Source organism: Bacillus sp. 1021 (genome assembly GCF_014534735.1).
Taxonomy (GTDB): Bacteria; Bacillota; Bacilli; order Bacillales; family Bacillaceae; genus Bacillus; species Bacillus siamensis.
The window spans coordinates 244,145-267,323 of the sequence record NZ_JACVSR010000003.1; the positions used below are offsets into that span (position 1 = coordinate 244,145).

21 protein-coding genes, 1 other RNA gene and 1 other annotated feature are annotated in these 23,179 nt (G+C 47.4%); of the genes, 4 read left to right on the plus strand and 18 right to left on the minus strand.

Features of this window, described 5'->3' with window-relative positions:
• Window positions 1-7 precede the first annotated feature (7 nt).
• The gene (cymR, locus tag ICW23_RS12945; RefSeq protein WP_003152730.1) at window positions 8-424 is read right to left on the minus strand and encodes a cysteine metabolism transcriptional regulator CymR; all 417 of its coding nucleotides are present in this window, start codon (window positions 422-424) and stop codon (window positions 8-10) included.
• Window positions 425-618: 194 nt separating this feature from the next.
• Between cymR and ICW23_RS12950 the strand changes: the two genes are divergently transcribed.
• Window positions 619-1,884 (plus strand): replication-associated recombination protein A, encoded by a 1,266-nt coding sequence (locus tag ICW23_RS12950; protein ID WP_188154598.1) that lies wholly within the window; start codon window positions 619-621, stop codon window positions 1,882-1,884.
• Between the two features lie 115 nt (window positions 1,885-1,999).
• Here the strand turns inward: ICW23_RS12950 and ICW23_RS12955 are convergent, their stop codons facing one another.
• From ICW23_RS12955 to ICW23_RS12975, 5 genes are all read right to left on the minus strand, one after another.
• A complete protein-coding gene (locus ICW23_RS12955) occupies window positions 2,000-2,764 on the minus strand; it encodes a tRNA threonylcarbamoyladenosine dehydratase (RefSeq protein ID WP_016938820.1) in 765 nt (254 codons plus the stop codon).
• A gap of 71 nt (window positions 2,765-2,835) precedes the next feature.
• Window positions 2,836-3,028: non-coding RNA, 6S RNA (ssrS, locus tag ICW23_RS12960), on the minus strand.
• Between the two features lie 62 nt (window positions 3,029-3,090).
• Window positions 3,091-4,869 (minus strand): aspartate--tRNA ligase, encoded by a 1,779-nt coding sequence (aspS, locus tag ICW23_RS12965; RefSeq protein WP_188154599.1) that lies wholly within the window; start codon window positions 4,867-4,869, stop codon window positions 3,091-3,093.
• A 14-nt stretch (window positions 4,870-4,883) separates the two neighbouring features.
• Window positions 4,884-6,158, minus strand: coding sequence for a histidine--tRNA ligase (gene hisS, locus ICW23_RS12970; RefSeq protein ID WP_045926800.1), 1,275 nt, complete (start codon window positions 6,156-6,158; stop codon window positions 4,884-4,886).
• A gap of 63 nt (window positions 6,159-6,221) precedes the next feature.
• Window positions 6,222-6,454 (minus strand) — a binding site (T-box leader).
• A 60-nt stretch (window positions 6,455-6,514) separates the two neighbouring features.
• Complete coding sequence (locus ICW23_RS12975) at window positions 6,515-6,685, minus strand: YrzK family protein (protein ID WP_016938816.1); 171 nt, start codon at window positions 6,683-6,685, stop codon at window positions 6,515-6,517.
• Window positions 6,686-6,815: 130 nt separating this feature from the next.
• Between ICW23_RS12975 and ICW23_RS12980 the strand changes: the two genes are divergently transcribed.
• Window positions 6,816-8,378, plus strand: coding sequence for an N-acetylmuramoyl-L-alanine amidase family protein (locus tag ICW23_RS12980; RefSeq protein ID WP_188154600.1), 1,563 nt, complete (start codon window positions 6,816-6,818; stop codon window positions 8,376-8,378).
• 26 nt (window positions 8,379-8,404) lie between these two features.
• Here ICW23_RS12980 and dtd read toward each other — a convergent pair whose 3' ends face one another.
• The 8 genes from dtd to ICW23_RS13020 all read right to left on the minus strand — a co-directional run bounded on the left by dtd (window position 8,405) and on the right by ICW23_RS13020 (window position 17,729).
• Entirely contained in the window at window positions 8,405-8,848 is a 444-nt protein-coding gene (dtd, locus tag ICW23_RS12985; RefSeq protein ID WP_016938814.1) for a D-aminoacyl-tRNA deacylase, read from the minus strand.
• Between the two features lie 12 nt (window positions 8,849-8,860).
• The gene (gene relA / locus ICW23_RS12990; protein WP_016938813.1) at window positions 8,861-11,065 is read right to left on the minus strand and encodes a GTP diphosphokinase; all 2,205 of its coding nucleotides are present in this window, start codon (window positions 11,063-11,065) and stop codon (window positions 8,861-8,863) included.
• A 157-nt stretch (window positions 11,066-11,222) separates the two neighbouring features.
• Complete coding sequence (locus ICW23_RS12995; protein WP_003152714.1) at window positions 11,223-11,735, minus strand: adenine phosphoribosyltransferase; 513 nt, start codon at window positions 11,733-11,735, stop codon at window positions 11,223-11,225.
• A gap of 5 nt (window positions 11,736-11,740) precedes the next feature.
• Window positions 11,741-14,101 (minus strand): single-stranded-DNA-specific exonuclease RecJ, encoded by a 2,361-nt coding sequence (recJ, locus tag ICW23_RS13000; RefSeq protein ID WP_047475551.1) that lies wholly within the window; start codon window positions 14,099-14,101, stop codon window positions 11,741-11,743.
• A gap of 55 nt (window positions 14,102-14,156) precedes the next feature.
• Window positions 14,157-14,483 carry a LapA family protein gene (locus ICW23_RS13005; protein WP_016938811.1) on the minus strand — a complete coding sequence of 109 codons (327 nt, stop codon included), beginning with the start codon at window positions 14,481-14,483 and terminating at the stop codon, window positions 14,157-14,159.
• 63 nt (window positions 14,484-14,546) lie between these two features.
• Window positions 14,547-15,044 carry a cation:proton antiporter regulatory subunit gene (locus ICW23_RS13010; protein ID WP_016938810.1) on the minus strand — a complete coding sequence of 166 codons (498 nt, stop codon included), beginning with the start codon at window positions 15,042-15,044 and terminating at the stop codon, window positions 14,547-14,549.
• 132 nt (window positions 15,045-15,176) lie between these two features.
• The gene (secDF, locus tag ICW23_RS13015; protein WP_016938809.1) at window positions 15,177-17,396 is read right to left on the minus strand and encodes a protein translocase subunit SecDF; all 2,220 of its coding nucleotides are present in this window, start codon (window positions 17,394-17,396) and stop codon (window positions 15,177-15,179) included.
• A gap of 36 nt (window positions 17,397-17,432) precedes the next feature.
• On the minus strand, window positions 17,433-17,729 hold the full coding sequence (locus ICW23_RS13020; RefSeq protein WP_016938808.1) for a post-transcriptional regulator: 297 nt from the start codon (window positions 17,727-17,729) through the stop codon (window positions 17,433-17,435).
• Between the two features lie 113 nt (window positions 17,730-17,842).
• Here ICW23_RS13020 and spoVB point away from each other — a divergent pair, with 113 nt between their 5' ends.
• Entirely contained in the window at window positions 17,843-19,399 is a 1,557-nt protein-coding gene (spoVB, locus tag ICW23_RS13025) for a stage V sporulation protein B (protein WP_016938807.1), read from the plus strand.
• A gap of 6 nt (window positions 19,400-19,405) precedes the next feature.
• On the opposite strand, the gene ICW23_RS13030 is transcribed toward spoVB, so the two are convergent.
• The gene (locus ICW23_RS13030) at window positions 19,406-20,062 is read right to left on the minus strand and encodes a DUF421 domain-containing protein (protein ID WP_016938806.1); all 657 of its coding nucleotides are present in this window, start codon (window positions 20,060-20,062) and stop codon (window positions 19,406-19,408) included.
• 166 nt (window positions 20,063-20,228) lie between these two features.
• On the opposite strand from ICW23_RS13030, the gene ICW23_RS13035 reads away from it, so the two are divergent.
• The gene (locus tag ICW23_RS13035) at window positions 20,229-20,615 is read left to right on the plus strand and encodes a TIGR04086 family membrane protein (RefSeq protein WP_016938805.1); all 387 of its coding nucleotides are present in this window, start codon (window positions 20,229-20,231) and stop codon (window positions 20,613-20,615) included.
• Between the two features lie 51 nt (window positions 20,616-20,666).
• On the opposite strand, the gene yajC is transcribed toward ICW23_RS13035, so the two are convergent.
• The 3 genes from yajC to queA are packed head-to-tail and all read right to left on the minus strand — an operon-like array spanning window position 20,667 to window position 23,159.
• Window positions 20,667-20,927: a preprotein translocase subunit YajC gene (yajC, locus tag ICW23_RS13040; RefSeq protein ID WP_012118091.1), complete on the minus strand. Its 261-nt coding sequence runs from the start codon at window positions 20,925-20,927 to the stop codon at window positions 20,667-20,669.
• Window positions 20,928-20,957: 30 nt separating this feature from the next.
• A complete protein-coding gene (gene tgt, locus ICW23_RS13045; protein WP_016938804.1) occupies window positions 20,958-22,103 on the minus strand; it encodes a tRNA guanosine(34) transglycosylase Tgt in 1,146 nt (381 codons plus the stop codon).
• A 27-nt stretch (window positions 22,104-22,130) separates the two neighbouring features.
• A complete protein-coding gene (queA, locus tag ICW23_RS13050; RefSeq protein WP_016938803.1) occupies window positions 22,131-23,159 on the minus strand; it encodes a tRNA preQ1(34) S-adenosylmethionine ribosyltransferase-isomerase QueA in 1,029 nt (342 codons plus the stop codon).
• Window positions 23,160-23,179: the final 20 nt, after the last annotated feature.

Sequence of the window (23,179 nt, forward strand, 5' to 3'; positions counted from 1 at the left end):
CTCTGGTTTAAATATAGAACATATAAGCTTCCTGCTCGCCGTCCGTGTAGCTCGCAAGGTCTTCTAACGTCGTGCTGTCCAGCACGTCTTTTACGGCGTCGCGGATGCGGATCCATAGCTCCCGCTTGGCAGGCTCTTCATCCTCAAGAACTTCCACCGGGCTGATCGGTCCTTCCAGCACTCTGATAATATCTCCGGCCGTGATCTCTTCAGGCTGCCCGCCGAGCACATAACCCCCGTAAGCGCCTCTGATGCTTTTTACGAGTCCGGCGTTTCTGAGCGGTGATACAAGCTGTTCCAAGTAATGCTCAGAAAGGCTGTTTGTTTGGGCGATGCTTTTGAGCGACGTCGGACCGTCTCCGTGCTTTTTCGCCAATTCGATCATAATGGTGAGCCCGTATCTTCCCTTTGTCGATATTTTCAATATGAACACCCCAGTCAATTCTAATTGTTAATTTATACAAGTAAATGGATATGAATAATCTGTTTAGTATCTTATAGACCAACTGTTATTATAACATAACTTATCCTAATTTTCATTGAAACACGGGGCCTGCCGCAATTCGCTTTTCTAATCGTCCGTTTTCCGTTACCCTGTATATGTAAGGAGAGATGTTCATGAAACCACTGGCGTATCGGATGCGGCCTGCCAATATCGAAGACATTATCGGCCAGGAACACCTGGTCAAAGAAGATAAAATCATCGGCAGAATGGTGCGTGCAAAGCACTTATCCTCCATGATCCTGTACGGTCCGCCGGGCATCGGAAAAACGTCCATCGCCACGGCGATCGCAGGATCGACAAGCATCGCATTCAGGAAATTGAATGCCGTCATTCATAATAAAAAAGACATGGAGATTGTCGTACAGGAAGCGAAAATGTCAGGCCAGGTCATTTTAATCCTTGATGAAGTGCACAGGCTTGATAAGGGGAAACAGGATTTTCTGCTGCCCTATTTAGAAAACGGCATGATTATTTTAATCGGCGCGACGACTGCCAATCCTTATCATGCCATTAACCCGGCCATCAGAAGCCGGACCCAGATATTCGAGCTCGAACCGTTAACACCCGATTTGATCAAGCAGGCATTGAAAAGAGCGCTTACAGATGAACACCGCGGACTCGGTTCCTACAGCGTTTCGGTGGACGACGACGCGATGGATCATTTCGCGCAAGGGTGCGGAGGAGACGTCCGCTCCGCTTTGAACGCGCTGGAGCTTGCCGTGCTCTCTACAAAGGAATCAAGCGACGGCACAATCCGGATTACACGGGAAACAGCGGAGGAATGTCTGCAGAAAAAAAGCTATACCCATGATAAAGACGGAGATGCGCATTATGACGTCTTATCCGCGTTCCAAAAATCAATCCGGGGCTCTGACGCAAACGCTGCCCTTCATTATTTGGCCCGTCTGATCGAAGCCGGCGACCTTGAAAGCATATCAAGAAGACTTCTCGTGATCGCCTATGAGGATATCGGCCTTGCAAGCCCGCAGGCAGGCCCCAGGGTGCTGAGCGCGATTCAGACCGCAGAACGGATCGGCTTTCCGGAAGCGAGAATTCCGCTGGCCAATGCGGTCATCGAATTATGCCTCTCGCCAAAATCAAACTCCGCCATCTCAGCCGTTGATGAGGCGCTTAATGATATCAGAGCGGGTAAAATCGGTGATGTGCCGAAACATTTAAAAGACGCCCACTATAAAGGGGCCCAAGAACTCGGACGCGGGATCGGCTATCAATATCCTCACGATTTCGAGAACGGATGGGTCGAACAGCAATACTTGCCCGATCCGTTAAAAAACAAACAATACTATAAACCGAAACAAACGGGGAAATTTGAAGCCGCCATAAAGCAAGTATATGAAAAACTGATGAAGAAAAAATAACCGGGCAAGGACACCCCATGTGTTCTTGTCTTTTTTGTTTGATACATGCCAAACCTCGTACAAGCGGCGGATTCAAATAAAAAACAGCCTTTCTTAAAGAAGGCTGTTTTTCTTTTTATTTATCTTTAACCCGTTTAATCTTGATGTCCTTTAAGAGCTCCATCACGACATGTCCGCCCATAATCAGACCGGCCACTGACGGAACCCAGGCGTTGGAAGACGGCGGCATTTGCGCTTTGCGGATTTTCGCTTCATCATTCCCGACTTCTTTTCTGACGTCTTCACGGATGACGATCGGGCTTTCATCAGAAAAAATGACCTGTACGCCTTTTTTGATGCCCTCTTTACGAAGCCTTGTGCGGACGACTTTGGCAATCGGATCAGTATGGGTTTTTGAAATATCAGCAATCTGAAAGCGTGTCGGGTCTGTTTTATTCGCCGCTCCCATGCTCGAAATCAGCGGAACATCCCTTTTCAGACATTCTTTCATCAGATGAATTTTATAATGAATCGTATCCGACGCGTCAATGACGTAATCGAGCGGATACTCAAAGAACTGCTCATATGTCTCTTCTGTATAAAACATTTTTAAGGCGACGACATCGCAATCCGGATTAATATCCGCGATCCGCGCTTTCATCAAGTCCGTTTTCGGCTGTCCCACCGTCGACAAGAGCGCATGCAGCTGGCGGTTTACGTTTGTAATGTCAACATCATCTTTATCGACAAGGACGATCCGTCCCACTCCGGACCTCGCCAGTGCTTCGGCTGCGAATGAACCGACTCCGCCGACGCCGAGAACGGCCACCGTGCTGTTTTTTAACGTGTCCAGCCCTTCTTTTCCAATCGCTAGCTCATTTCTGGAAAACTGATGTAACAAGAACCTCACTCCACATTCTGGTTTTATAAACTCGGCTTGTCAAAAAGCCGCTGGTTTCAGCGCACAAAAAATAAAGTCCCAATTGTGCCGTTGCAGCTTTCCTTCGTTTTGAACCCGCTCTCAGCAGGTGGGTGCCCTTTTTCAAATCTTGTAAGTCCTCTTTACCGAATGAAAAGAGGCATGTACGCCATTTAAAAATACGGGCTCCCAAAGCAAAAAAATGTTCGGTCAAAACTAGGTGTACAACTAACACATCAGGACTTTATTTAACTTGTCAAAATCATATCACAGCAGATTTTGATTTTCAAGAAACAAACTGCTGATCTTTACTGTTTCACTTTTCTTTTGACAGAAAGGTGAAGTTCTTCAAGCTGGGCGTCGCTCACTTCGCCGGGCGCTTCCGTAAGAAGGCAGCTTGCGCTTGCCGTTTTCGGGAAAGCGATCGTATCTCTTAAGTTTGTACGGCCTGCAAGAAGCATAACGATACGGTCCAGACCGAGCGCGATTCCGCCGTGCGGAGGAGCGCCGTATTCAAAGGCTTCAAGAAGGTATCCGAACTCCGCCTCCGCTTCTTCTTGTGTAAAGCCGAGAAGCCCGAACATTTTTTCCTGAACGTCTTTTTCAAAAATCCGGATGGAGCCTCCGCCGAGTTCATAACCGTTTAAGACGAGGTCGTAAGCCTGCGCTTTCATATCTTCAGGCGCTGTTTCAATCAGATCAAGGTCTTCACGGACAGGCATAGTAAACGGATGGTGAGCCGCATAGAAACGGCCTTCTTCCTCGTCATGCTCCAATAACGGCCAGTCCACAACCCACAGGAAGTTGAAGAGGCTTTCGTCAATCAGGCCGCGTTCTTTACCGAGCTTTAAGCGCAGCGCACCGAGGGATTGAGCCACAACGTCAAACTTATCAGCGCCGAACAAGAGCAGATCGCCTTCAGAAGCATCCAGCGCTTCAGCCAGTTTTGCCTGCTTCTCATCATCAAAGAATTTCGCAATCGGGCCTTTTATGCCGCCAGCTTCAACTTTGACCCAAGCGAGACCTTTCGCGCCGTAATTTCCGGCAAAAACGCCGAGCGCATCAATATCTTTTCTGGAGTAGTCGCCGGCAGCGCCTTTAACATTGATCGCTTTTACAACACCGCCGTTGGCTACAGCTGATGAGAACACCTTAAATTCAGTATCTTTCACAATGTCTGATACGTCCGTCAGCAGCATGCCGAAGCGGGTGTCAGGCTTGTCGGAACCGTAGCTGTTCATCGCTTCTTCATATGTCATTCGCGGAAGCGGCAGCGATACTTCGACGCCTTTTGTTTCGAGCACGACTTTCGCCATCATCTTTTCCGCCAGAGCCATGATGTCTTCTTGACTCATAAAGGACATTTCGATATCAATCTGCGTAAATTCCGGCTGGCGGTCGGCACGCAGGTCTTCATCGCGGAAACAGCGGGCCACTTGATAATACCGTTCAAAACCAGATACCATCAGAAGCTGTTTAAAAATCTGCGGCGATTGCGGAAGAGCGTAAAATTCCCCTTCATGCACCCGGCTCGGCACCAAGTAATCACGGGCGCCTTCCGGAGAGCTTTTCGTTAAAATCGGGGTTTCAATATCAAGAAATCCGTTTTCATCCAAGAAATGGCGGATGGATTTTGTGACTTGATGGCGCATTTGCAATGTTTGAAACATCGCCGGGCGGCGCAAATCCAAATAGCGGTGTTTTAACCGGACGTCTTCAGAAACGTCAGCCGCCTGGTCACTGATCGGAAACGGCGGCGTTTTCGCCGTGCTGAGCACCGTCACTGCTTCGGCTTTAATTTCAATTTTACCGGTTTTCAGGTTAGGGTTCACCGTGCCTTCTTCACGGGCAGAAACCGTGCCTTCGATATCAAGCACATATTCGTTTCTGATTGCTTCTGCCGCGGCAAGGGCTTCTTTCGAGACGTCAGGATTGAACACGACTTGCACAATACCCGAACGGTCGCGCAAATCAATGAAAATCAAACCGCCGAGATCGCGCCGTTTCTGCACCCATCCTTTCAGTTTGACAGTTTCGCCAATCGCTTTTTCAGTTATCTCGCCACAATAATATGTTCTTCCAAACATAGCGTTCCTCTCCTTCACTGCTTTTGATCTGCCTTTAACACTTGTATCAGCTCGTCTAACACCACTTCACGCTGCTCGCCTGTTTCCGCATCTTTTACATTGATTTTATTTTGGGCAAGTTCATCTTCCCCTAAAATCGCAATAAAGCGTGCGCCGAGACGGTCAGCCGTTTTGAATTGGCCTTTCATTTTTTTGTTTTCATAATCAATTTCACTTGAGATGCCCGCTTCTCTCAGTTTGTACACGAGGGATACGGAATAATCCTTCGCTTTTTCTCCTAGCGTCACGATATAGCAGTCAATCCCCTGGTTGACGGGAAGCTCTGCTTTCTCAGCGTCAATGGCTGCCAGCAGACGTTCGATGCTCATCGCAAATCCGATACCCGGCGCTTCAGGTCCGCCGATCTGTTCAACAAGCCCGTCATAGCGGCCCCCTCCGGCAAGTGTTGTAATCGCTCCGAAACCTTCCGCGTTGCTCATGATTTCAAAAGCGGTATGATTGTAGTAGTCAAGTCCTCTGACAAGGTTCGGATCAATTTCAAACGGGATGCCGAGACCGTTTAAGTATTGTTTGACTTTCTCAAAATAAGCGGCTGATTCTTCATTTAAGTAATCAAGAATGGACGGTGCCGATTTCATCAGTTCATGTTCTCTGTCTTTCTTGCAATCAAGAATTCTGAGCGGATTTGTGTGCAGGCGCGACTGGCAGTCTGAGCAAAATTCTCCGATGCGCGGTTCAAAATGTTTGACGAGTGCTTCACGGTAGGCTTTGCGGCTCTCCTGGTCACCGAGGCTGTTCAGCACAAGCTTGACATTTTTCAAACCGGCTTTACGGTAAATGCTCATCGCAAGCGCAATGACTTCAGCATCCACAGCCGGATCTTTGGAGCCGATCGCTTCAATTCCGAATTGATAGAATTGGCGGAAGCGTCCCGTCTGCGGACGTTCATAACGGAACATCGGTCCGACATAATACAGCTTCGTCGGCTGCACCGGGTTCGCAAATAATTTATTTTCATTGAACGCGCGGACTGCGGCGGCTGTTCCTTCCGGCCGAAGCGTCAGGCTTCTCCCTTTACGGTCTTCAAACGTGTACATTTCTTTCTGCACGATATCTGTAGATTCACCGACGCCTCTTGCGAACAATTCCGTATGCTCGAAAATCGGCGTGCGGATTTCTTTATATTGATAAGTGCGGCATGTCTCTCTCATAATTTGTTCGACGAACTGCCATCTGTCTGATTCACCCGGCAGTATATCCTGTGTGCCTCTTGGAATGTGATATGCCATGTAACAGGCCTCCTTAATGTCTTTCTTCAAATAAAAAAACTCCCGCTCCTACTATACATGTATAGTAGGGACGAGAGTTATACCCGTGGTGCCACCCTAGTTGGAATGCTGAAGCATCCCCGCTCTGACCGTTAACGCAGGTTCACGTCCGCTGCCTAATGACTCGCAAAAGCGTTCAGCAGGGAACCTCCGGAGTGTTGTTTCGAGAAAGATGCAGTGCGGATCCGCTTTCAGCCCGGGACGGTTCCTCTCTTCTCCATGCATTCTGACCTACTCTTCTCCATTATCGGTTCAAAATCGTTATTTTGACTTATGTACATCAATTTCTATTATAATAATGGGATTGCACTCCCCTGTCAAGTTTTATTCCGTCTGTTTTTCCTTGCGACTGCATCTTTCGATAAAAGACCGAACTCCGTCGCCGTCTCTTCAAGAAAACCCGCCTTCTCTTTATCGCTCTGATCACTGAAGTGCAGATTTCCTTCCGCATCATGCAGCGCGCGTCCCATTTTTGGTTGATATTTCATGATTTGCACACCTTTTCGCTGTATTTACAACTAGTATAAACAAACCATTTTATTTTTATTTAACATTCAACAAGGAAAATACGATATTATACAAGAATGTATTTTAGTTAGTTCAGAAAGGAGGACAGCCATGAATAAGAAAACTCTTGCTCTTATTTTATGCGGCGTCATCATCACGGCACTTCTTCCGTCATTTCATACCGCAATCGCCGCTGAGGGAGAAGCGGTTATCGCGACAGACAAGATCAATGTCAGAGGCGGTCCCGGCCTGAGCTATGGAATAAAGGCTGAAGTGAAAAAAGGGGAAAGATACCCGATCACAAAAGAAGAGGGAGACTGGGTACAGCTCCAGCTGAGTCCCGGTAAGACCGGATGGGTCGTTTCCTGGCTGATATCAAAAACAGCCGGAGGAGCAGACCATTCATCCGCAACAAGCGGAACGGTCACTTCCAACGACCCTGATCTTCGCATCAGAAAAGGCCCGGGGACATCATATGAAGTCATCGGCAAACTTCCGCAAGGCGCACATGCTTCTGTGCTGGACAAGAACAGCGGCTGGGTGAATATTTCTTATCAAGGCACAAGCGGGTGGGTTTCTTCCGAATACGTCACCGCAGACAGCGGCAGATCGGATACGAAAGCAACTTCATCCCAAAACGGTTCAAAGAACGGGACGGTAGGCGTTTCGTCATTGAATGTCAGAAGTGCAGCGTCACATGATTCAGCGATTATCACTAAATTATCACGCGGAGCAAAGGTTTCCATCTTAAGCGAAGACCACGGCTGGCTGAAAATTGAAGCAAACGGGCAAAAAGGCTGGGCAGCAAGCCACTACATCATAAAGGATTCCGACTCATCGGACACCCCGACCGAATCGGGAGACGGCTCTGAGGGCTCAGGTTCCTCGAAAAAAGCGTATATCGTTTACGGCGGCACCAACCTAAGGAGCTCAGCCTCGACTTCCGCTTCTATCGTAAAAAGAGCGGATAAAGGCTCAGCCTATCCGATTGTCGGTTCAAGCGGCAAGTGGTATGAAGTCCGGCTGGAAAACGGCCAAACGGCATATGTGGCAAACTGGGTCGTGCAAACGTCAAAAAGCGGTGAAGAAACAGGAGAAGCACCTTCTCCCAACACGTCAGGCGGCAGCGGATCGCTCAAAAACAAAACGATCGTCGTTGATCCCGGACACGGAGGAAAAGACAGCGGAACGATCGGCTACTCCGGGAAGTTTGAAAAAAACGTAACGATTAAAACAGCTAAGCTGTTAGCCGGAAAATTGAGAGCCGCCGGGGCAAACGTGTATATCACAAGGCAGGATGATACATTTATCAGCCTGCAGGCCAGGGTTTCAACGTCCCATTACCGGAATGCGGATGCCTTTATCAGCATCCACTATGACAGCTATGCCGATACGTCAACAAGAGGAAGCACGGCTTATTATTACAGTCCGTCTAAGGACCGTCAGCTTGCCTCAGACGTCCATTCTGAAGTAGCGAAGCGTTCACCTATTCCTGATCGCGGCGTTCTGTTTGGAGATTATTACGTCCTGAGGGAAAATAAACGGCCTGCCCTGCTGTATGAGCTCGGCTATCTCAGTCAACCGCAAGAAGAAACAATCATACATAGCGGCTCTTACCAGGAAAAAGTGACAGACGGAATTGAAAGCGGATTGGAACATTATTTTCAATCATAAAAAAAGCTGCCGAACGGCAGCTTTTTTTATTGTTTAGAATCCATAATCAATGTAACGGGCCCGGAATTCGTCAGCTGAACATCCATCATGGCCCCGAATATTCCCGTTTCAACTTTGACTCCTTTTTCCCGAAGAAGTTCGTTCCACTTTTCATAAAGGAGCAGAGCCTGATCCGGTTTGGCCGCATTCATAAAATTCGGGCGTCTCCCTTTCTTTGTTTCGCCGTAAAGCGTAAACTGGGAAACTGATAAAATCTCTCCGCCCGTATCTAAAAGCGATAAATTCATCTTGCCGCTTTCGTCCTCAAAAATCCGGAGATTCACGATTTTATCCGCCAAGTAAGCGGCATCTTCCTCTGTATCTTCATGAGTGACGCCGACAAGCGCCATAATACCGGGTCCGATCCGGCCGGCGACAGCGCCGTCAACCGTCACACTCGCTTCTGTTACACGCTGAACAACTAATTTCATAGCAAGCTCCTTTTAGTTCATAACCCGTCGGACTGAATAGATGTCTCTGATCTGCTTAATCCGCTCGACCACTTTATGCAGATGATTGATGTTTTGAATAAAAATCGCCATATGAATCGTAGCGACTTTATTGCGGTCGGATTTGCCGGATACAGACGAAATGTTGGTTTTCGTTTCATTTACGGCCTGGAGTACTTCATTTAACAGCCCGAGACGGTCATACCCCAAAATCTCAATCTCAACGTTATATTCTTTGCGTCTTTGAACCTGTGATTCATGTTCCCATTCAACAGGGATCAGACGTTCCTGCGCTTCATTCGTTTTTACATTCGGACAGTCATCACGGTGAACGGATACACCGCGGCCTTTTGTAATAAAACCGACAATATGGTCTCCGGGCACGGGATTGCAGCATTTCGACAAACGGACGAGAAGGTTGTCGATGCCTTTCACGCGCACACCCGCTTCCCGTTTTCTTCCTTGCGGATACTGTTTCGGCTCGGAAGCGACTTCCTGAACGATTTTTTCCTGCTCTTCCTGATCACGCTGCTTCCGTTCTTTTTCAGTGAGCCTGTTGGCCACCTGCAAAGCGGTAATGCCGTTATACCCGACAGCCGCGTACATATCCTCTTCATTTGAGAAATTAAACTTGTCGGCAACCTTTTGAAGGTTTTCGAGCGTTAAAACATCCTTCACTTCAAAATCAAGATTTTTAATTTCTTTCTCGACAAGTTCACGGCCTTTTTCGACGTTTTCTTCACGGCGCTGTTTCTTAAAGAACTGGCGGATTTTGTGTTTGGCCTGCGACGTCTGAGCGAGTTTGACCCAGTCTTGGCTCGGTCCGTACGAATGCTTGGACGTCAGGATTTCAACGATGTCGCCCGTCCGGAGCTTATGGTCAAGCGTCACCATTTTCCCGTTCACTTTCGCTCCGATTGTTTTATTGCCGATTTCCGAGTGAATCCTGTAGGAAAAATCAATCGGCACAGAGCCTGACGGCAGTTCAATGACATCGCCTTTTGGCGTAAATACGTATACCATGTCAGAAAACAGATCGATTTTCAGCGATTCCATAAATTCTTCCGCGTCGGTAGACTCGTTTTGGAATTCCAGAATTTCGCGGAACCAGGACAGTTTTTTCTCAAATGTCGCTTCTTCGTTTGCAGCCTTGCCTTCTTTATATGCCCAGTGCGCGGCTACCCCGTATTCAGCGATCTCATGCATCTCAAATGTTCTGATCTGCACTTCCAGCGGATCACCCTTAGGCCCGATTACGGTCGTATGCAGGGACTGATACATATTCGGCTTAGGCATCGCAATATAATCCTTGAATCTGCCCGGCATCGGCTTCCAGCACGTATGAATAATGCCGAGTACGGCGTAGCAGTCTTTAATGCTTCCGACAAGAATACGGACGGCGAGCAGATCATATATTTCATTGAACTGTTTATTTTGCAGCGCCATCTTGCGGTAAATACTGTAGATATGCTTCGGACGGCCTGAAAAGTCCGCTTTGATATTCACTTCTTCGACGCGTTTTTTGACTTCATTGACAACCTCTTCGACATAAAGTTCGCGTTCCGCGCGCTTTTTCTTCATGAGGTTGACGATTCTGTAGTATTGCTGAGGATTCAAATAACGGAGAGCGGTATCTTCAAGCTCCCATTTAATTTTCGAAATCCCGAGCCGATGTGCCAGCGGAGCGAAAATTTCCAGCGTCTCATTTGAAATTCTCCGCTGCTTTTCCTGCGGAAGATGCTTTAACGTCCGCATATTATGAAGGCGATCCGCCAGCTTGATCAATATGACTCTGATATCCTGAGCCATAGCGACAAACATTTTTCGGTGGTTTTCCGCCTGCTGCTCTTCTTGAGATTTATACTTAATTTTACCGAGCTTCGTTACACCGTCGACAAGCATCGCCACTTCTTCAGAGAATGCTTCCTTCAGGTCATCGAGGGTGACATCCGTGTCTTCCACCACATCATGCAGAAAACCGCCCGCAATCGTGGAAGGGTCCATTTCCAGATCGACGAGGATTCCCGCCACCTGAATCGGATGAATGATGTACGGCTCACCTGATTTGCGGTACTGTTCGCGATGCGCGTCTTGCGCATACAGGTAAGCTTTCTCAACAAACGCAATCTGCTCCTCCGGCAGATACGTGCGCGCTTTATCTATTACTTGCTCGGCAGTCAATACTTGTTCGTTCGCCATGGAATCACCTTTTTTAAATGTAAACTGTATTAGTTTATTATCAAGAAAAAAACGAGAGATGTAAAGGGCAGAAGTTCAAAACACCTAAAGAATCTGTCAGGATGATGAAATAATAGGAAAAAAGCACCCTGACACGAGTGCTTTTTTCCATATGCGGTTAATATTTCATTAATGTTAAAATATCGTAATCGTCAAGCTTGTCTCTGCCGTCAAGGTAAGAAAGCTCGATTAAAAACGCAATACCGGCTACGACGCCGCCCAGTTCTTCGACAAGCTTAATCGTTGCTTCGATCGTGCCGCCTGTTGCAAGCAAGTCATCAGTAATCAGCACGCGCTGTCCCGGCAGGATCGCATCTTTATGAATCGTCAGTACGTCTTTTCCGTACTCCAAACCGTAATCGACTTTAATGACTTCACGCGGAAGTTTTCCTTCTTTCCGAACCGGCGCAAAACCGACTCCGAGAGCGTATGCAACCGGACAGCCGATAATAAAGCCGCGCGCTTCAGGCCCGACAACTAAGTCAATTTCTTTTTCTTTTGCATATTCAACAATTTGGTCAGTGGCGTAACGGTATACGTCGCCTTTGTCCATCAATGTCGTAATATCTTTAAATTGTACCCCTTCTTTCGGGTAATCGGGCACAATTGTTACATATTTTTTAAGATCCATCTGTTCTATGTCCTCCTCGTACTTTCATAAGCCTCTGAACCTTGGTTCATCAGCTTATTCAGCCATTCCTTCAGCTCATGAGCCGCGGAATAATTGAGCTTCTGGTCTAATTCCATCAGCTGCTGTTTTACCTGGTAGGTTTGCGAATCTGCAAGGTCGCGTTTTTTCGCGCCGCTCACGACAGACAGCACACCATCTTCTATTTTAACAAAACCGAGATCAAAAAACACCTTTGTCATGAAATTGATTGTGTCAATTGACCATCCTTTGTGTCTCGCAAGCTCCGAACCATGCTTACTTAAGTCAAAATTGCCCCTTTTCAAGAGAAATGCGTAAAACCACTTGAAATCACTCCGCGATGGAAATGAGGACAGAAAATGTTCTTCATGATTGATAAAAACAAAATAAATCCGTTCCGGCTTCTTCCCGTCAAGCAAACGCTTGAGCCGCTCCTCTGACGGCGGCACATCCAGAAAGACGGCATACTTTCCGTCAAGCGGAAGAGCCTCCGCCTCGGATTCCGACGTGATCTGAACCAGCTCGTCCGGCAGCTCTTCGCCACGAAGTTTTCGCACAGTTTTTTCGTTAAAACTGATGAGCACCCGTTTTTCCTTCGGCAGCGCAGCAACCGTATCTTCCCACGTCCGCTTGCCTCTGATATCAAAAAGCTGCCATTCCAGCACCGCAGCGTCTTTAATCATCAGCTGGGGTTTCTTTCTGTTGTTCCATTCATTAATGGACATTTCGCCGACAATGGAAATCGCTGATCCGGGGACAATTCCGGCTTCCAGCTCTCCTTTGTTAAAGCCGACGCAGTCGAGAACGGCGGCATCATTTTTCACCGTCATTTTCACGTGATTTTTATTCGCTCCGATCAGGCGCACTTCATCAAGCACGGCGTTTTCCACCATGACATGCGGTTTAGGGTTAAGCATGCCGAACGGCGAGAGCATATTCAATTCTGTAATGCTTTCAACGGTTATGTCTTCGACGCCGCAGACAAGATCAACCTCCTGAATCGGGATAAAATCCTCTTCCGTAAGGGTTTCTTCAGCCAATTGATTCAGCCTGTCTCTTAAATCCGGCACATCTTCAGACTTTAACGTCATTCCTGCGGCCATCGGATGCCCGCCGAAATGAGGAAGAATGTCTCTGCACTGTGAAAGGCTCGTAAAAAGGTTGAAACCCCTGATGCTTCGCGCCGATCCTTTGGCGATTCCCTGCTCCTCATCTATCCCCAGCACGACAGCGGGGCGATAAAAACGTTCAGCGAGCTTCGATGCGACAATACCGACAACCCCCGGGTTCCAGCCGGCTTTTGCCACTACAATGGCAGACGGGTTTCCGTCTTGCTGCTGAACCATTTCAACAGCCTCTTCGGTCATGGTTTTCACCATTTTCTGGCGTTCCTTATTCAGCCGGTCAATATCCGAAGCCAATTCCTCCGCTTCAAACTGGTCTTCGGTCATCAGCAGATGCACGGCGGGATCAGCCTGTTCTATTCTTCCGACGGCATTCAGCCTCGGTGCAACCTGAAACCCGATCGTTTCCTCATCAGCTTGTCCGATATCCCCGCCGGAAAGCTTAATCAGAGCTTTGAGGCCCGGCCGATTTGTCGTCCGAAGCTTTTCGATTCCAAGTGACGCAATTAATCTGTTTTCATCATGCAGCGGCACCAGATCCGCAACCGTACCGATTGCCGCTAAGTCCAGCATAGCTTCCGGCAAAGAACCCGTAAGCGCGTGGGCAAGCTTAAACGCCACACCGACGCCGGCCAATTCTTTAAACGGATAGCTGCAGCCCGGCTGCTTCGGGTGGATGATCGCAAATACGTCGGGAAGCTCGGGTCCCGGCTCATGGTGGTCGGTAATAATGACGTCTAGGCCCAGCTCTTTTGCGACTTCAGCTTCATGAACGGCGGCGATTCCCGTATCCACTGTAATGATAAGCGAAAAACCCCGCTCTTTTATGGAGCGGAAAGCTTGTTCATTCGGGCCGTAGCCTTCTGTGAAACGGTCGGGAATATAAAAATCAACGTTTGCTGACAGCTGTCTGAGTGCCGTCAGCATCACTGATGTGCTTGTAACGCCGTCTGCATCGTAATCTCCGTAAATCATAATCGGTTCCCCTTGAGAAACCGCCAGCTTTATCCGATCAACTGCTTCCCGCATTCCTTTTAATTCATACGGGTCATAAAAGTCTGCATCCTTTGTATGTAAAAAATGCCTTGCGCTTTCGGCAGTATCAAAACCTCTTTTTACAAGCAGCGATGCCACAAGAGGTGTTATGTCCAATTGTTCTGTGAGTGATTTGACCTTTTCCTGATCCGGCTGCTGGATTTCCCAGCGCATTTTTGACGCTAACATAAATTCACCCCTCAACCACCCTATTATACTAGAGCGGACTGAGGGGTTTCAAATGTTATTCTGATCCTTTTTTCTCTTCCAGTATTTCTTCCGGCGGTGCGGCCGGTTTTCTGCCGTCCGGATCAGCCGGCAATTCAGCGGCGGATCTGTTTTCTTTCCGCAGCATTTTAATTTCCCGCTTCAGCTTCATCACTTGAAATATACCGGCTGAAAATACGATCAGCGCTCCCATTAACACAGAGCCTAAAATGACTAAAATCAGCGGCCATTCAGCGGTGCCGAACAGATAATCAACCTCAACCGCCCGCACGTTAATGACAGCAAAAATGGCGACAATCAGAGTAAATAGTAAAGCGAATATAATAGTCCATTGTTTATTCATACGTCAGCCCCCAATTATTAATTCTTATCTTTTCCCTCATTTTCCAGGGATTAAACTCCGGTCTCAGGAAATCCGGGCCGTTAACTGCTCACGGACCAGCCTTTTCAATCCGCTTCTTTCCCCGGATAAGACGAGGGTGTCCCCTTCTTCAATTACAGTATCAATGCCGGGACTCAGCTGTTTTTGCCGGTTTTTCTTTACGATCGCAATAATCTGGACGTTGTAATGCTTCTTGATATCCAAATCTCCGATTGTGCGGCTGACAGCCGGTGCGCGGGATTCGGCTTTAAACCACTCAATAACGAGATCATCAAGTGCAACTTCCACAGATTCCAACGCTTTCGGCTTATACGTCATCCCGCCTAAAATAGCGGAAATCTGCCTTGCCTCTTCATCGTTAAATTCAACGGATGCCAAGCATTCGTCATGGTCTTTCTCATCGAAGTAATAGAGCTCTCTTCTGCCGTCATCATGGAGAATAATACTGATTTTATCATGATTTTTCGTAATGATTTCGACTTTCTGGCCGATGCCCGGAAGTTCCGACTCACGAACATTCATAAGAACCCTCCTACATGTTTTTACAATGATGATTGATTATGTAAGCGTATGTCATTATAGCAAATGCAGGTTTTAAGTTCAACGCAGCCTAAAAAAACAGGCTGCCTTCTGCAAGACAGCCTGTTCCCCATTTTACTCTTCGATTGATTTTTTCCCTTTAAATTCTTTTCCTTTCCATACAAGCCACAGCTGTGAAGCGATGTAAAGAGAAGAATAAACACCCGTCAATAAACCGACCAATAAGGCGACTGAGAAGTTCGTAATTGACGATGAGCCTAAAATAAGCAGCACGACGACTACAATCACAACGGTCAAGACCGTATTAATCGAGCGTGTAAAGGTTTGCTGCAAACTCAGATTCACGATGTGTTCCAGATCGGCAAATGACTTCGGCTTGCGTTTTTTCATCTGCTCGCGGATCCGGTCAAATGTAACGATCGTATCATTTATCGAGTAACCGATTATGGTAAGAATAGCGGCGATAAAGGTGACGTCGACCTCCAGCCTTGTAATGCTGAAAAACGCGATGATAAAGAAAGCGTCATACAGCAGGGATACAATTGCGGCGACAGCCATTCTATACTCAAAACGTATTGATACGTAAATAATGATGCCAATTGATGCAATCGCCACGGCATATAAGGCATTACGGGCCAGTTCTTTTCCGACTGTCGGCGATACCGTGCTGACATTCGGTTCAGCTCCGTATTTATCCTTAAAGTACGTTTTGATTTCAGCGATCTTTTCTTTAGATGGCTCTCCGACAAACCGGGCTGCGGCAACATGGTTCTCTTTACCCGAGAGCACGATGTTTTCCGGATCCATGCCGAGAGAGTCAAAGTCTTTTTCAACCTGCTGTGCCGTCAAGGCATGATTGCTCTGCACGTCAATCCGCGCGCCGCTTGCAAAATCGATTCCCAGGTTGAGCTTAAAGATCAGCAAGATGATAATTCCCGCAACGGTTACAACGCTTGAGAAAATAAAGAAGTATTTTCGTTTGCTCGTGAAATCCCATTTCTGGAATGCCGTATGCGGTTCAGTATTTTCGTCGGTCTTCTGAATATCCATAATGTGTTTTTTCTTGACGCCGAACCAGCCTTTTTTCCGGTCAAGCCATCTGCTTTCCACAAGAAGGGCGAGCAGGAATCTTGAAAGGAAGACAGCTGTAATAAAGCTTGTCAGTATTGACAAGATCAGCATCGTCGCAAACCCTTTTACAGAGCTTGTCCCGAAAATAAAGAGCACGACCGCTGCGATGATCGTTGTGATATTCGCATCGAAAATCGTCGCAAATGACCGTCTGTTCCCTGAACGGAAAGCCGAGCGGACGGATTTGCCGAGTTTCAGCTCTTCTTTTATCCGTTCATAGGTGATAATGTTGGCGTCAACCGCCATCCCGACACCCAAAATGAGCGCCGCGATACCCGGCAAAGTCAGCACAGCCTGCATCCAGTCAAACACTTGCAGCGTAATATACACGTATACAGAAAGCGTAATGACCGCTATTAGTCCCGGCAGTCTGTAATAAAGCAGCATAAATAAGAAAACAATTGCAATCCCGATGATGCCGGCCTCGACCGTATCATGTAAAGCCTGCTGTCCGAATTGCGCCCCTACTGAAGTAGAGTATTTTTCGGTCAGTTTCACAGGCAGTGCGCCCGCGTTTAAAATATTGGCCAAGTCCTTTGCTTTTTGAACGGTGAACTGGCCTTCAATCGTGACATCCTTTGTATTTAATTCCTGACTCACATTCGGAGCGGATACATATTTCGGATGTTTTTTGCCGACTTCTTTTTTAAATGAATCGCCTTTTTGATAATCGAGCCAGATGACGAGCTGATTATTAGGCGCCATTTTCTTGACCCTTTTCGTCACTTCTCCGAACTTGTCCGCATCCTTCAGTTTCACGCTGACAATCGGTTCGTTCGTTGTCGGATCAAAAGTTTGCTTCGCGCCGTTTTCCACGAGGTCAGAGCCGTTTAAAAGCTCTTTATCATTCGTGTCCCTGAATGAGAGCTGCGCTTCCGTTGAGAGAATTTCGCGCGCCCTGTTCTGATTCGTGACGCCCGCCAGCTGTACGCGGATGCGGTTGTTCCCTTCAATCTGAATGTTCGGCTCGCTTACGCCGAGAACGTTAGCCCGGCGGTTCAGCGCCTGCACCGTGCTGACGAGCACGTCTTTTGTGATTTTATCGCCTTTTTTGACGGGCTGCACGTCGTACAGTACTTCAAACCCGCCGCGTAAATCCAATCCTAACGTAATATTATTGGCAGCCGGTTTTGTAAAATACCCCAGCCCTGTGCCGATTAATAATACGATCAGGAAAAACGCAATCAAGCGTCCTTTTTTCATTATGTATTTCCTCCTTAAACCTATGCCGTCAAATCATTATCTCAGCAGTTCATCCAAAGCTTCCTGACCTTCATCGCTTTCCAGCCAATTAGACGACTTAAAAGCTTCAACGGTTGCATAGTTCATAAAATCGCCAATTTTAACTGATAAAATATCGCCGGCCAATTCATACAGCGGCATTTCCTTTTTCTGTTTCCACTTTTTATGTATTAGGTATGACCATAAACTCTCGTGTTCAACATCATCGTATCCAAGAATTTTGAACTCTTCAAGTTTACTGTACAAAAAAGGCCGCAAATGATCCTTATACATTTCGGCGGGATGCTTCTCCATGGGCGCTCGCTCCTTTTTCCCTTTTTCTCGAAGACTTGTCATGCTCGGACGACATCGGCGCATATCTTTATTGTATATGATTCCAGGTAGTTTGAGAAGGCAGGGGTTATAAAATGGCAAAACAGACTTTTTTAAGGGGCACTCTTATTCTCATCGCAGCGGGGATGATTACAAGAATGCTCGGCTTTGTCAATCGGGTGGTCATCGCCCGGTTTATCGGTGAAGAGGGGGTCGGATTGTACATGATGGCTGCCCCGACATTTTTCTTGGCCACCACTTTGACCCAATTCGGCCTCCCTGTTGCCATCAGCAAGCTTGTCGCTGAAGCAAGCGCCCGGGGGGACCGGCAGAAAATGAAACACATTTTAGTGATGTCGCTTACCATCACCGGGATATTAAGTCTCATCTTCACGCCGCTGTTTTTATGCTTTGCGCCGATTATGGCGGAAACGATGCTGACTGATCAACGCACGGTTTACCCGCTTCTGGCGATTACGCCCGTCGTGCCTATTATCGCAATCTCCAGCGTGCTGCGCGGTTATTTTCAGGGCAGGCAGAATATGAACCCGCTGGCATTTTCCCAAGTGCTTGAGCAGATTGTGCGGATTTCACTTGTCGCGGTCTGCACGACAGTGTTTCTGCCGTACGGGATTGAATATGCCGCAGCCGGAGCCATGATTTCGTCTGTCATCGGAGAGCTCGCCTCTCTTATTTATTTATTCATTTGTTTCAAAGCTAAAAAAACAATCAGAATCAGAAAACAATTTTTCAAATCGATTGCAAATGGAAAAGAGACCTTCCGTCAGCTGATGAGCGTATCGCTCCCGACAACCGGAAGCCGATTCATCGGAAACTTGTCTTGGTTTTTTGAGCCTATTGTCGTCGCGCAGAGCCTTGCAATTGCAGGAGTCGCCACCGCTGCTGCCACCAGCCAGTACGGGGAGCTGACCGGATTTGCCATGACGGTTTTGACGCTGCCCAGCTTTATAACCTATTCTCTGTCAACGGCCCTTGTTCCTGCGATCAGTGAAGGAATGGAGCAAAAAAAGCTGCAGGTTGTCGAATACCGTCTGGAACAGGCGATGAGGCTGTGTCTTTTAAGCGGGGGCATTTCGGTGGTTATTTTATTCTCTTTCGCTGATGAGCTGATGTCCGTCATGTACGGATCGACTAATGCGGCGGTTTTTATTAAAGTCATGGCGCCGTTTTTTCTGCTCTATTATTTTCAGGGGCCCCTTCAAGCGGTGCTGCAGGCGCTTAATTTAGCCGGAGCCGCCATGATGAACAGTTTTATCGGTGCCGCTGTTAAAACAGGCCTTATTTTTGTGCTGGCGACCAGGCCTTCTTTGGGCATTATGGGCGCGGCATTGGCGATTGTGACGGGAATGGTGCTCGTCACCCTTCTCCATGCAGCCACCGTAAGCAAAGTGCTTCCGATCAGCATCAAAATAAAAGAATACGCGCTCTGTTTTGCAGTCATATTCATCTGCGGTTATGTGAGCCGATTCATAAAGCGCGCCGTTCATTTTTCAGGGTCAGAGGCCGTTAATCTTACAGGCTGGATTGCCATGACCGTCATACTATATATTGTGCTTCTGCTGTTATTCAGGCTGATTAAAAGGGAGGAGCTGATCCGGATTCCGGTCATCGGACGGTTTGTGACGCGGTGAAACCGATTAAGGCTCTCCTTTTTCATCTTTAAGATCAATAAAAAAAGCGCCGTCCGTAAACGTGCAGAATGATATTTCCGAAAGATCCTGATATCCTCTTTTCGCTAAGTTTTTTTCGAGCCAGTGTTTATCTTTCCCGATTCTGTCCAGATGCTCGTTCTGAATGACCCCGTCAACGATAAGCGATGTTTCCATCTGCTTCTCCTTATTGTTTTTCTTTTTGACGATTGACAGTTTGCCCGAAGACTCCAGAATGGCATATGATACGTCAGAAATCCTTTCGACGTTATTTTCCCTCAGCTGCATAAGAAGATCGTCAAAATTGTAGCGCTGCGATCTCATCGCCCGTTCGTCAATTTTCCCCTGTTTTATAATAATGGTGGGTTTTCCGTCAAGCAGCTGCCGTATTTTTTGGCTTTTGAGCGAGACAAAAGCAAGGCTTACTTGAATAATCATTAAAATGACAATCGGCACAATGGTATGCAAAAGCTTATCTTCTACATTTTCAATTGCCAATACGGCAATCTCGGCAATCATAATGGACACGACAAGGTCTAAAATGCTCAGTTCTCCGATTTCCCGTTTTCCCATCAGTCTGAAAATCACAAGAATGATAAAATAAAGCACAATCGTACGAAACGTAATAATGAAAATATCTCCCATATCGCACCTCCAACGGTCATAGCATTTGCGATCCGCTCTGTTTTATGTAAGAAATGAACTGAACATGATGCTTTTACGTCTAATCCGAACATTCAGAGAATACATTTAGAAAAAGACGGGCTCCGGCTTGTCATATGTCAGGCCGCAGGGCGGAGAGGAGATTAAAATGGAAGAAACGAAACAAGTGGGTAAAGGCGTCTTGTACGGCTTAGTGGCTATCTTTGCAGTGATGCTTCTTACGAGTCTGGCGATTTCACTGCTGCTGACGGTTACGTCAATGGAAGAGTCATCTTTCAGCTGGCTGGTCACCGCGCTTTCTTTTCTTTCTTTATTTGCCGGCGGTTTTATTTCCGGCGGCAAAGCAAAAGAAAAAGGCTGGATGATCGGAGCGTTAACCGCCGTTTGTTTCTCATTAATCATCTTGCTTTTTCAATATTTAGGGTTCGGAAAATCATTTACATCCGGTCAGCTTTTGTTTCATCTCGGCTTTTTGGGAGTCAGTATGCTGGGCGGGATTTTCGGAGTGAATTTGAAGGGAAGCAGATCAGCGTAATAAAAAAAGAGCGGATTCTCCGCTCTTTTTTAGTATGTATGAGCTTCGCTGTTATTCAGCAGAAGCTTCTCTGATTGCGCGGCGGTCAAATGTTAAACGGGTGTTATCACCGGTTTTAATAACGACCTTGCTTTCATCAATTGATTCAACAGTGCCGTGCAATCCTCCGATTGTCACCACTGAATCTCCTTTTTTCAGCTCTTCCTGCATCTGGCGTACGGCCTTCTGCTGCTTTTGCTGCGGACGGATGAGCAGGAAATAAAGCACTGCAAACATCAAAATAATAGGAACGATTGTGCCTAAAGTACCCATCTGTTTCCCTCCTTTCAAAAATGGTTTTATTTAGAAGCTTTTCGCATTTGGCTTATTATAGCCGTAACGCTCAAAGAACTCTTCTCGGAAATCACCAAGACGATCCTCCCGGATAGCTTGTCTGACCTGCTCCATTAAGTGTAACAGAAAATGAAGGTTATGGTAAGTTGTTAATCGAATTCCAAACGTTTCATTGCAGCGGATCAAATGTCTGATGTAAGCACGGGAGTAATTTTTGCATGTATGACAGCTGCACTCTTCGTCAATCGGTCGGAAATCGCGCTCATATTTGGCGTTTTTCATGTTCAGACGCCCTTCATTCGTAAACACCGTACCGTTTCGGGCGATCCGGGTCGGCAGCACGCAGTCAAACATATCAACGCCGCGGATGGCGCCGTCAATTAAGGCATCCGGAGAACCCACACCCATTAAATATCTCGGCTTGTCCTTCGGTAAAAGCGGAGTTGTAAACTCAAGCACTCTGTTCATGACGTGCTTCGGCTCGCCGACAGATAATCCGCCTATGGCATAACCCGGAAAATCAAGTGAAACCAGGTCTTTGGCACTTTGTGTCCGCAAGTCTTCATACTCTCCGCCCTGTACGATTCCGAACAGCCCCTGCTCATCAGAGCGCCCGTGCGCCTCCAGGCAGCGTTCCGCCCAGCGGCTGGTCCGTTCCACAGAGCGTTTCATGTAATCATACTCTGCCGGATACGGAGGACATTCATCAAACGCCATCATGATATCAGAACCGAGGGCGTTTTGAATTTCCATCGCTTTTTCCGGAGATAAAAACAGCTTGTCTCCGTTTAAATGATTGCGGAAATGTACGCCTTCTTCTTCTATATTACGAAACTTGCTCAATGAAAAGACCTGAAAACCGCCGGAATCCGTTAAAATCGCGCGGTCCCAGTTCATAAACTGATGAAGCCCGCCAGCTTCTTTTACAATGTCATGTCCGGGGCGGAGCCATAAATGGTACGTATTGCTTAAAATAATACCCGCATCCATAGATTTCAGCTCGTCCGGAGACATCGTCTTTACCGTAGCAAGCGTGCCGACCGGCATAAATACAGGCGTCTCAAAGGAGCCGTGGGGCGTATGAACTCTGCCCAGGCGCGCTCCCGTTTGTTTGCATTCCTTTATAAATTCATAACGTATCGGTTGTTCAGCCACTTTGTATGAGGCCTCCTGTCATTCAAATTAGATAATCAGCATGGCGTCGCCAAAGCTGAAGAAACGATATTCCTCTTCTACCGCATGACGGTAGGCGGAAAGAACATGCTCTCTCCCGGCAAGCGCAGAAACAAGCATGATAAGCGAAGATTTCGGCAGGTGAAAATTGGTGATCATGCCGTCAATCGCTTTAAATTCATATCCCGGATAAATGAAGATCGACGTCCAGCCGCTTGAAGCGGTAAATACGCCGTCATGCTCGCCGGCAATGGTTTCAAGGGTGCGCGTGGATGTCGTCCCGACCGACACGATGCGCCCTCCCGACTTTCTGACCTCGTTTAAAGAGGCGGCGGTTTCTTCCGTCATTTCATAAAATTCCGCGTGCATGTTATGCTCTTCCACATCATCCGCACTGACTGGGCGGAATGTGCCGAGTCCCACGTGCAGGGTGATAAATTCAATCCGCACACCCTTTTGCTTCAGCTCGTCCAGAATCTCTTCCGTAAAATGAAGTCCGGCAGTCGGGGCTGCGGCGGACCCGATTTCTTTTGAAAAGACGGTCTGATACCGTTCTTTATCATCAAGCTGCTCTTTAATGTAAGGAGGAAGCGGCATTTCACCGAGCGATTCAAGCACTTCGTAAAAAATCCCGTCATACCGGAATTCTATTTTCCGGCCGCCGTGATCAAGTTCCTCCGTGCAGACCGCTGTCAGCCGGCCGTCCCCAAATGTCAGGACCGTTCCTTTTTTTACGCGTTTCGCCGGCTTTACAAGCGTTTCCCATGTGTCATTCTCTTCCTGTTTTAACAACAGGAGCTCCACTTTCGCTCCCGTATCTTCTTTTGTGCCGAATAATCTGGCAGGGAGCACACGGGTATTGTTCAAGACGAGACAATCCCCTTCTTTAAAAAAGCTGACAATCTCTTTAAATGAACTGTCTGTCAGCCCGCCCGTCTGTTTGTCAAGCACCATCAGCCGCGATGCGTCACGCTCTTTCAGCGGCACTTGGGCAATGAGGCGTTCAGGCAGTTCAAAATCAAATAAATCGACTTTCATCATTTCACCTTTATTCTGTC

What these genes read in the sequence shown, in the direction of transcription:
- ICW23_RS12975 (WP_016938816.1), bottom strand. Translation starts at nt 6,685, where the DNA reads ATGAAATATCAACCAAAAATGGGACGCGCGCTGCATGATGCGGAAGGA.
- yajC (WP_012118091.1), bottom strand. Translation starts at nt 20,927, where the DNA reads ATGGGTACTTTAGGCACAATCGTTCCTATTATTTTGATGTTTGCAGTG.
- ICW23_RS13035 (WP_016938805.1), top strand. Translation starts at nt 20,229, where the DNA reads ATGGAAGAAACGAAACAAGTGGGTAAAGGCGTCTTGTACGGCTTAGTG.
- queA (WP_016938803.1), bottom strand. Translation starts at nt 23,159, where the DNA reads ATGAAAGTCGATTTATTTGATTTTGAACTGCCTGAACGCCTCATTGCC.
- dtd (WP_016938814.1), bottom strand. Translation starts at nt 8,848, where the DNA reads ATGAAATTAGTTGTTCAGCGTGTAACAGAAGCGAGTGTGACGGTTGAC.
- ICW23_RS13010 (WP_016938810.1), bottom strand. Translation starts at nt 15,044, where the DNA reads ATGAATGTTCGTGAGTCGGAACTTCCGGGCATCGGCCAGAAAGTCGAA.
- ICW23_RS12995 (WP_003152714.1), bottom strand. Translation starts at nt 11,735, where the DNA reads ATGGATCTTAAAAAATATGTAACAATTGTGCCCGATTACCCGAAAGAA.
- ICW23_RS12980 (WP_188154600.1), top strand. Translation starts at nt 6,816, where the DNA reads ATGAATAAGAAAACTCTTGCTCTTATTTTATGCGGCGTCATCATCACG.
- hisS (WP_045926800.1), bottom strand. Translation starts at nt 6,158, where the DNA reads ATGGCATATCACATTCCAAGAGGCACACAGGATATACTGCCGGGTGAA.
- ICW23_RS12950 (WP_188154598.1), top strand. Translation starts at nt 619, where the DNA reads ATGAAACCACTGGCGTATCGGATGCGGCCTGCCAATATCGAAGACATT.
- secDF (WP_016938809.1), bottom strand. Translation starts at nt 17,396, where the DNA reads ATGAAAAAAGGACGCTTGATTGCGTTTTTCCTGATCGTATTATTAATC.
- ICW23_RS13005 (WP_016938811.1), bottom strand. Translation starts at nt 14,483, where the DNA reads ATGAATAAACAATGGACTATTATATTCGCTTTACTATTTACTCTGATT.
- aspS (WP_188154599.1), bottom strand. Translation starts at nt 4,869, where the DNA reads ATGTTTGGAAGAACATATTATTGTGGCGAGATAACTGAAAAAGCGATT.
- recJ (WP_047475551.1), bottom strand. Translation starts at nt 14,101, where the DNA reads ATGTTAGCGTCAAAAATGCGCTGGGAAATCCAGCAGCCGGATCAGGAA.
- ICW23_RS13030 (WP_016938806.1), bottom strand. Translation starts at nt 20,062, where the DNA reads ATGGGAGATATTTTCATTATTACGTTTCGTACGATTGTGCTTTATTTT.
- spoVB (WP_016938807.1), top strand. Translation starts at nt 17,843, where the DNA reads ATGGCAAAACAGACTTTTTTAAGGGGCACTCTTATTCTCATCGCAGCG.
- relA (WP_016938813.1), bottom strand. Translation starts at nt 11,065, where the DNA reads ATGGCGAACGAACAAGTATTGACTGCCGAGCAAGTAATAGATAAAGCG.
- ICW23_RS13020 (WP_016938808.1), bottom strand. Translation starts at nt 17,729, where the DNA reads ATGGAGAAGCATCCCGCCGAAATGTATAAGGATCATTTGCGGCCTTTT.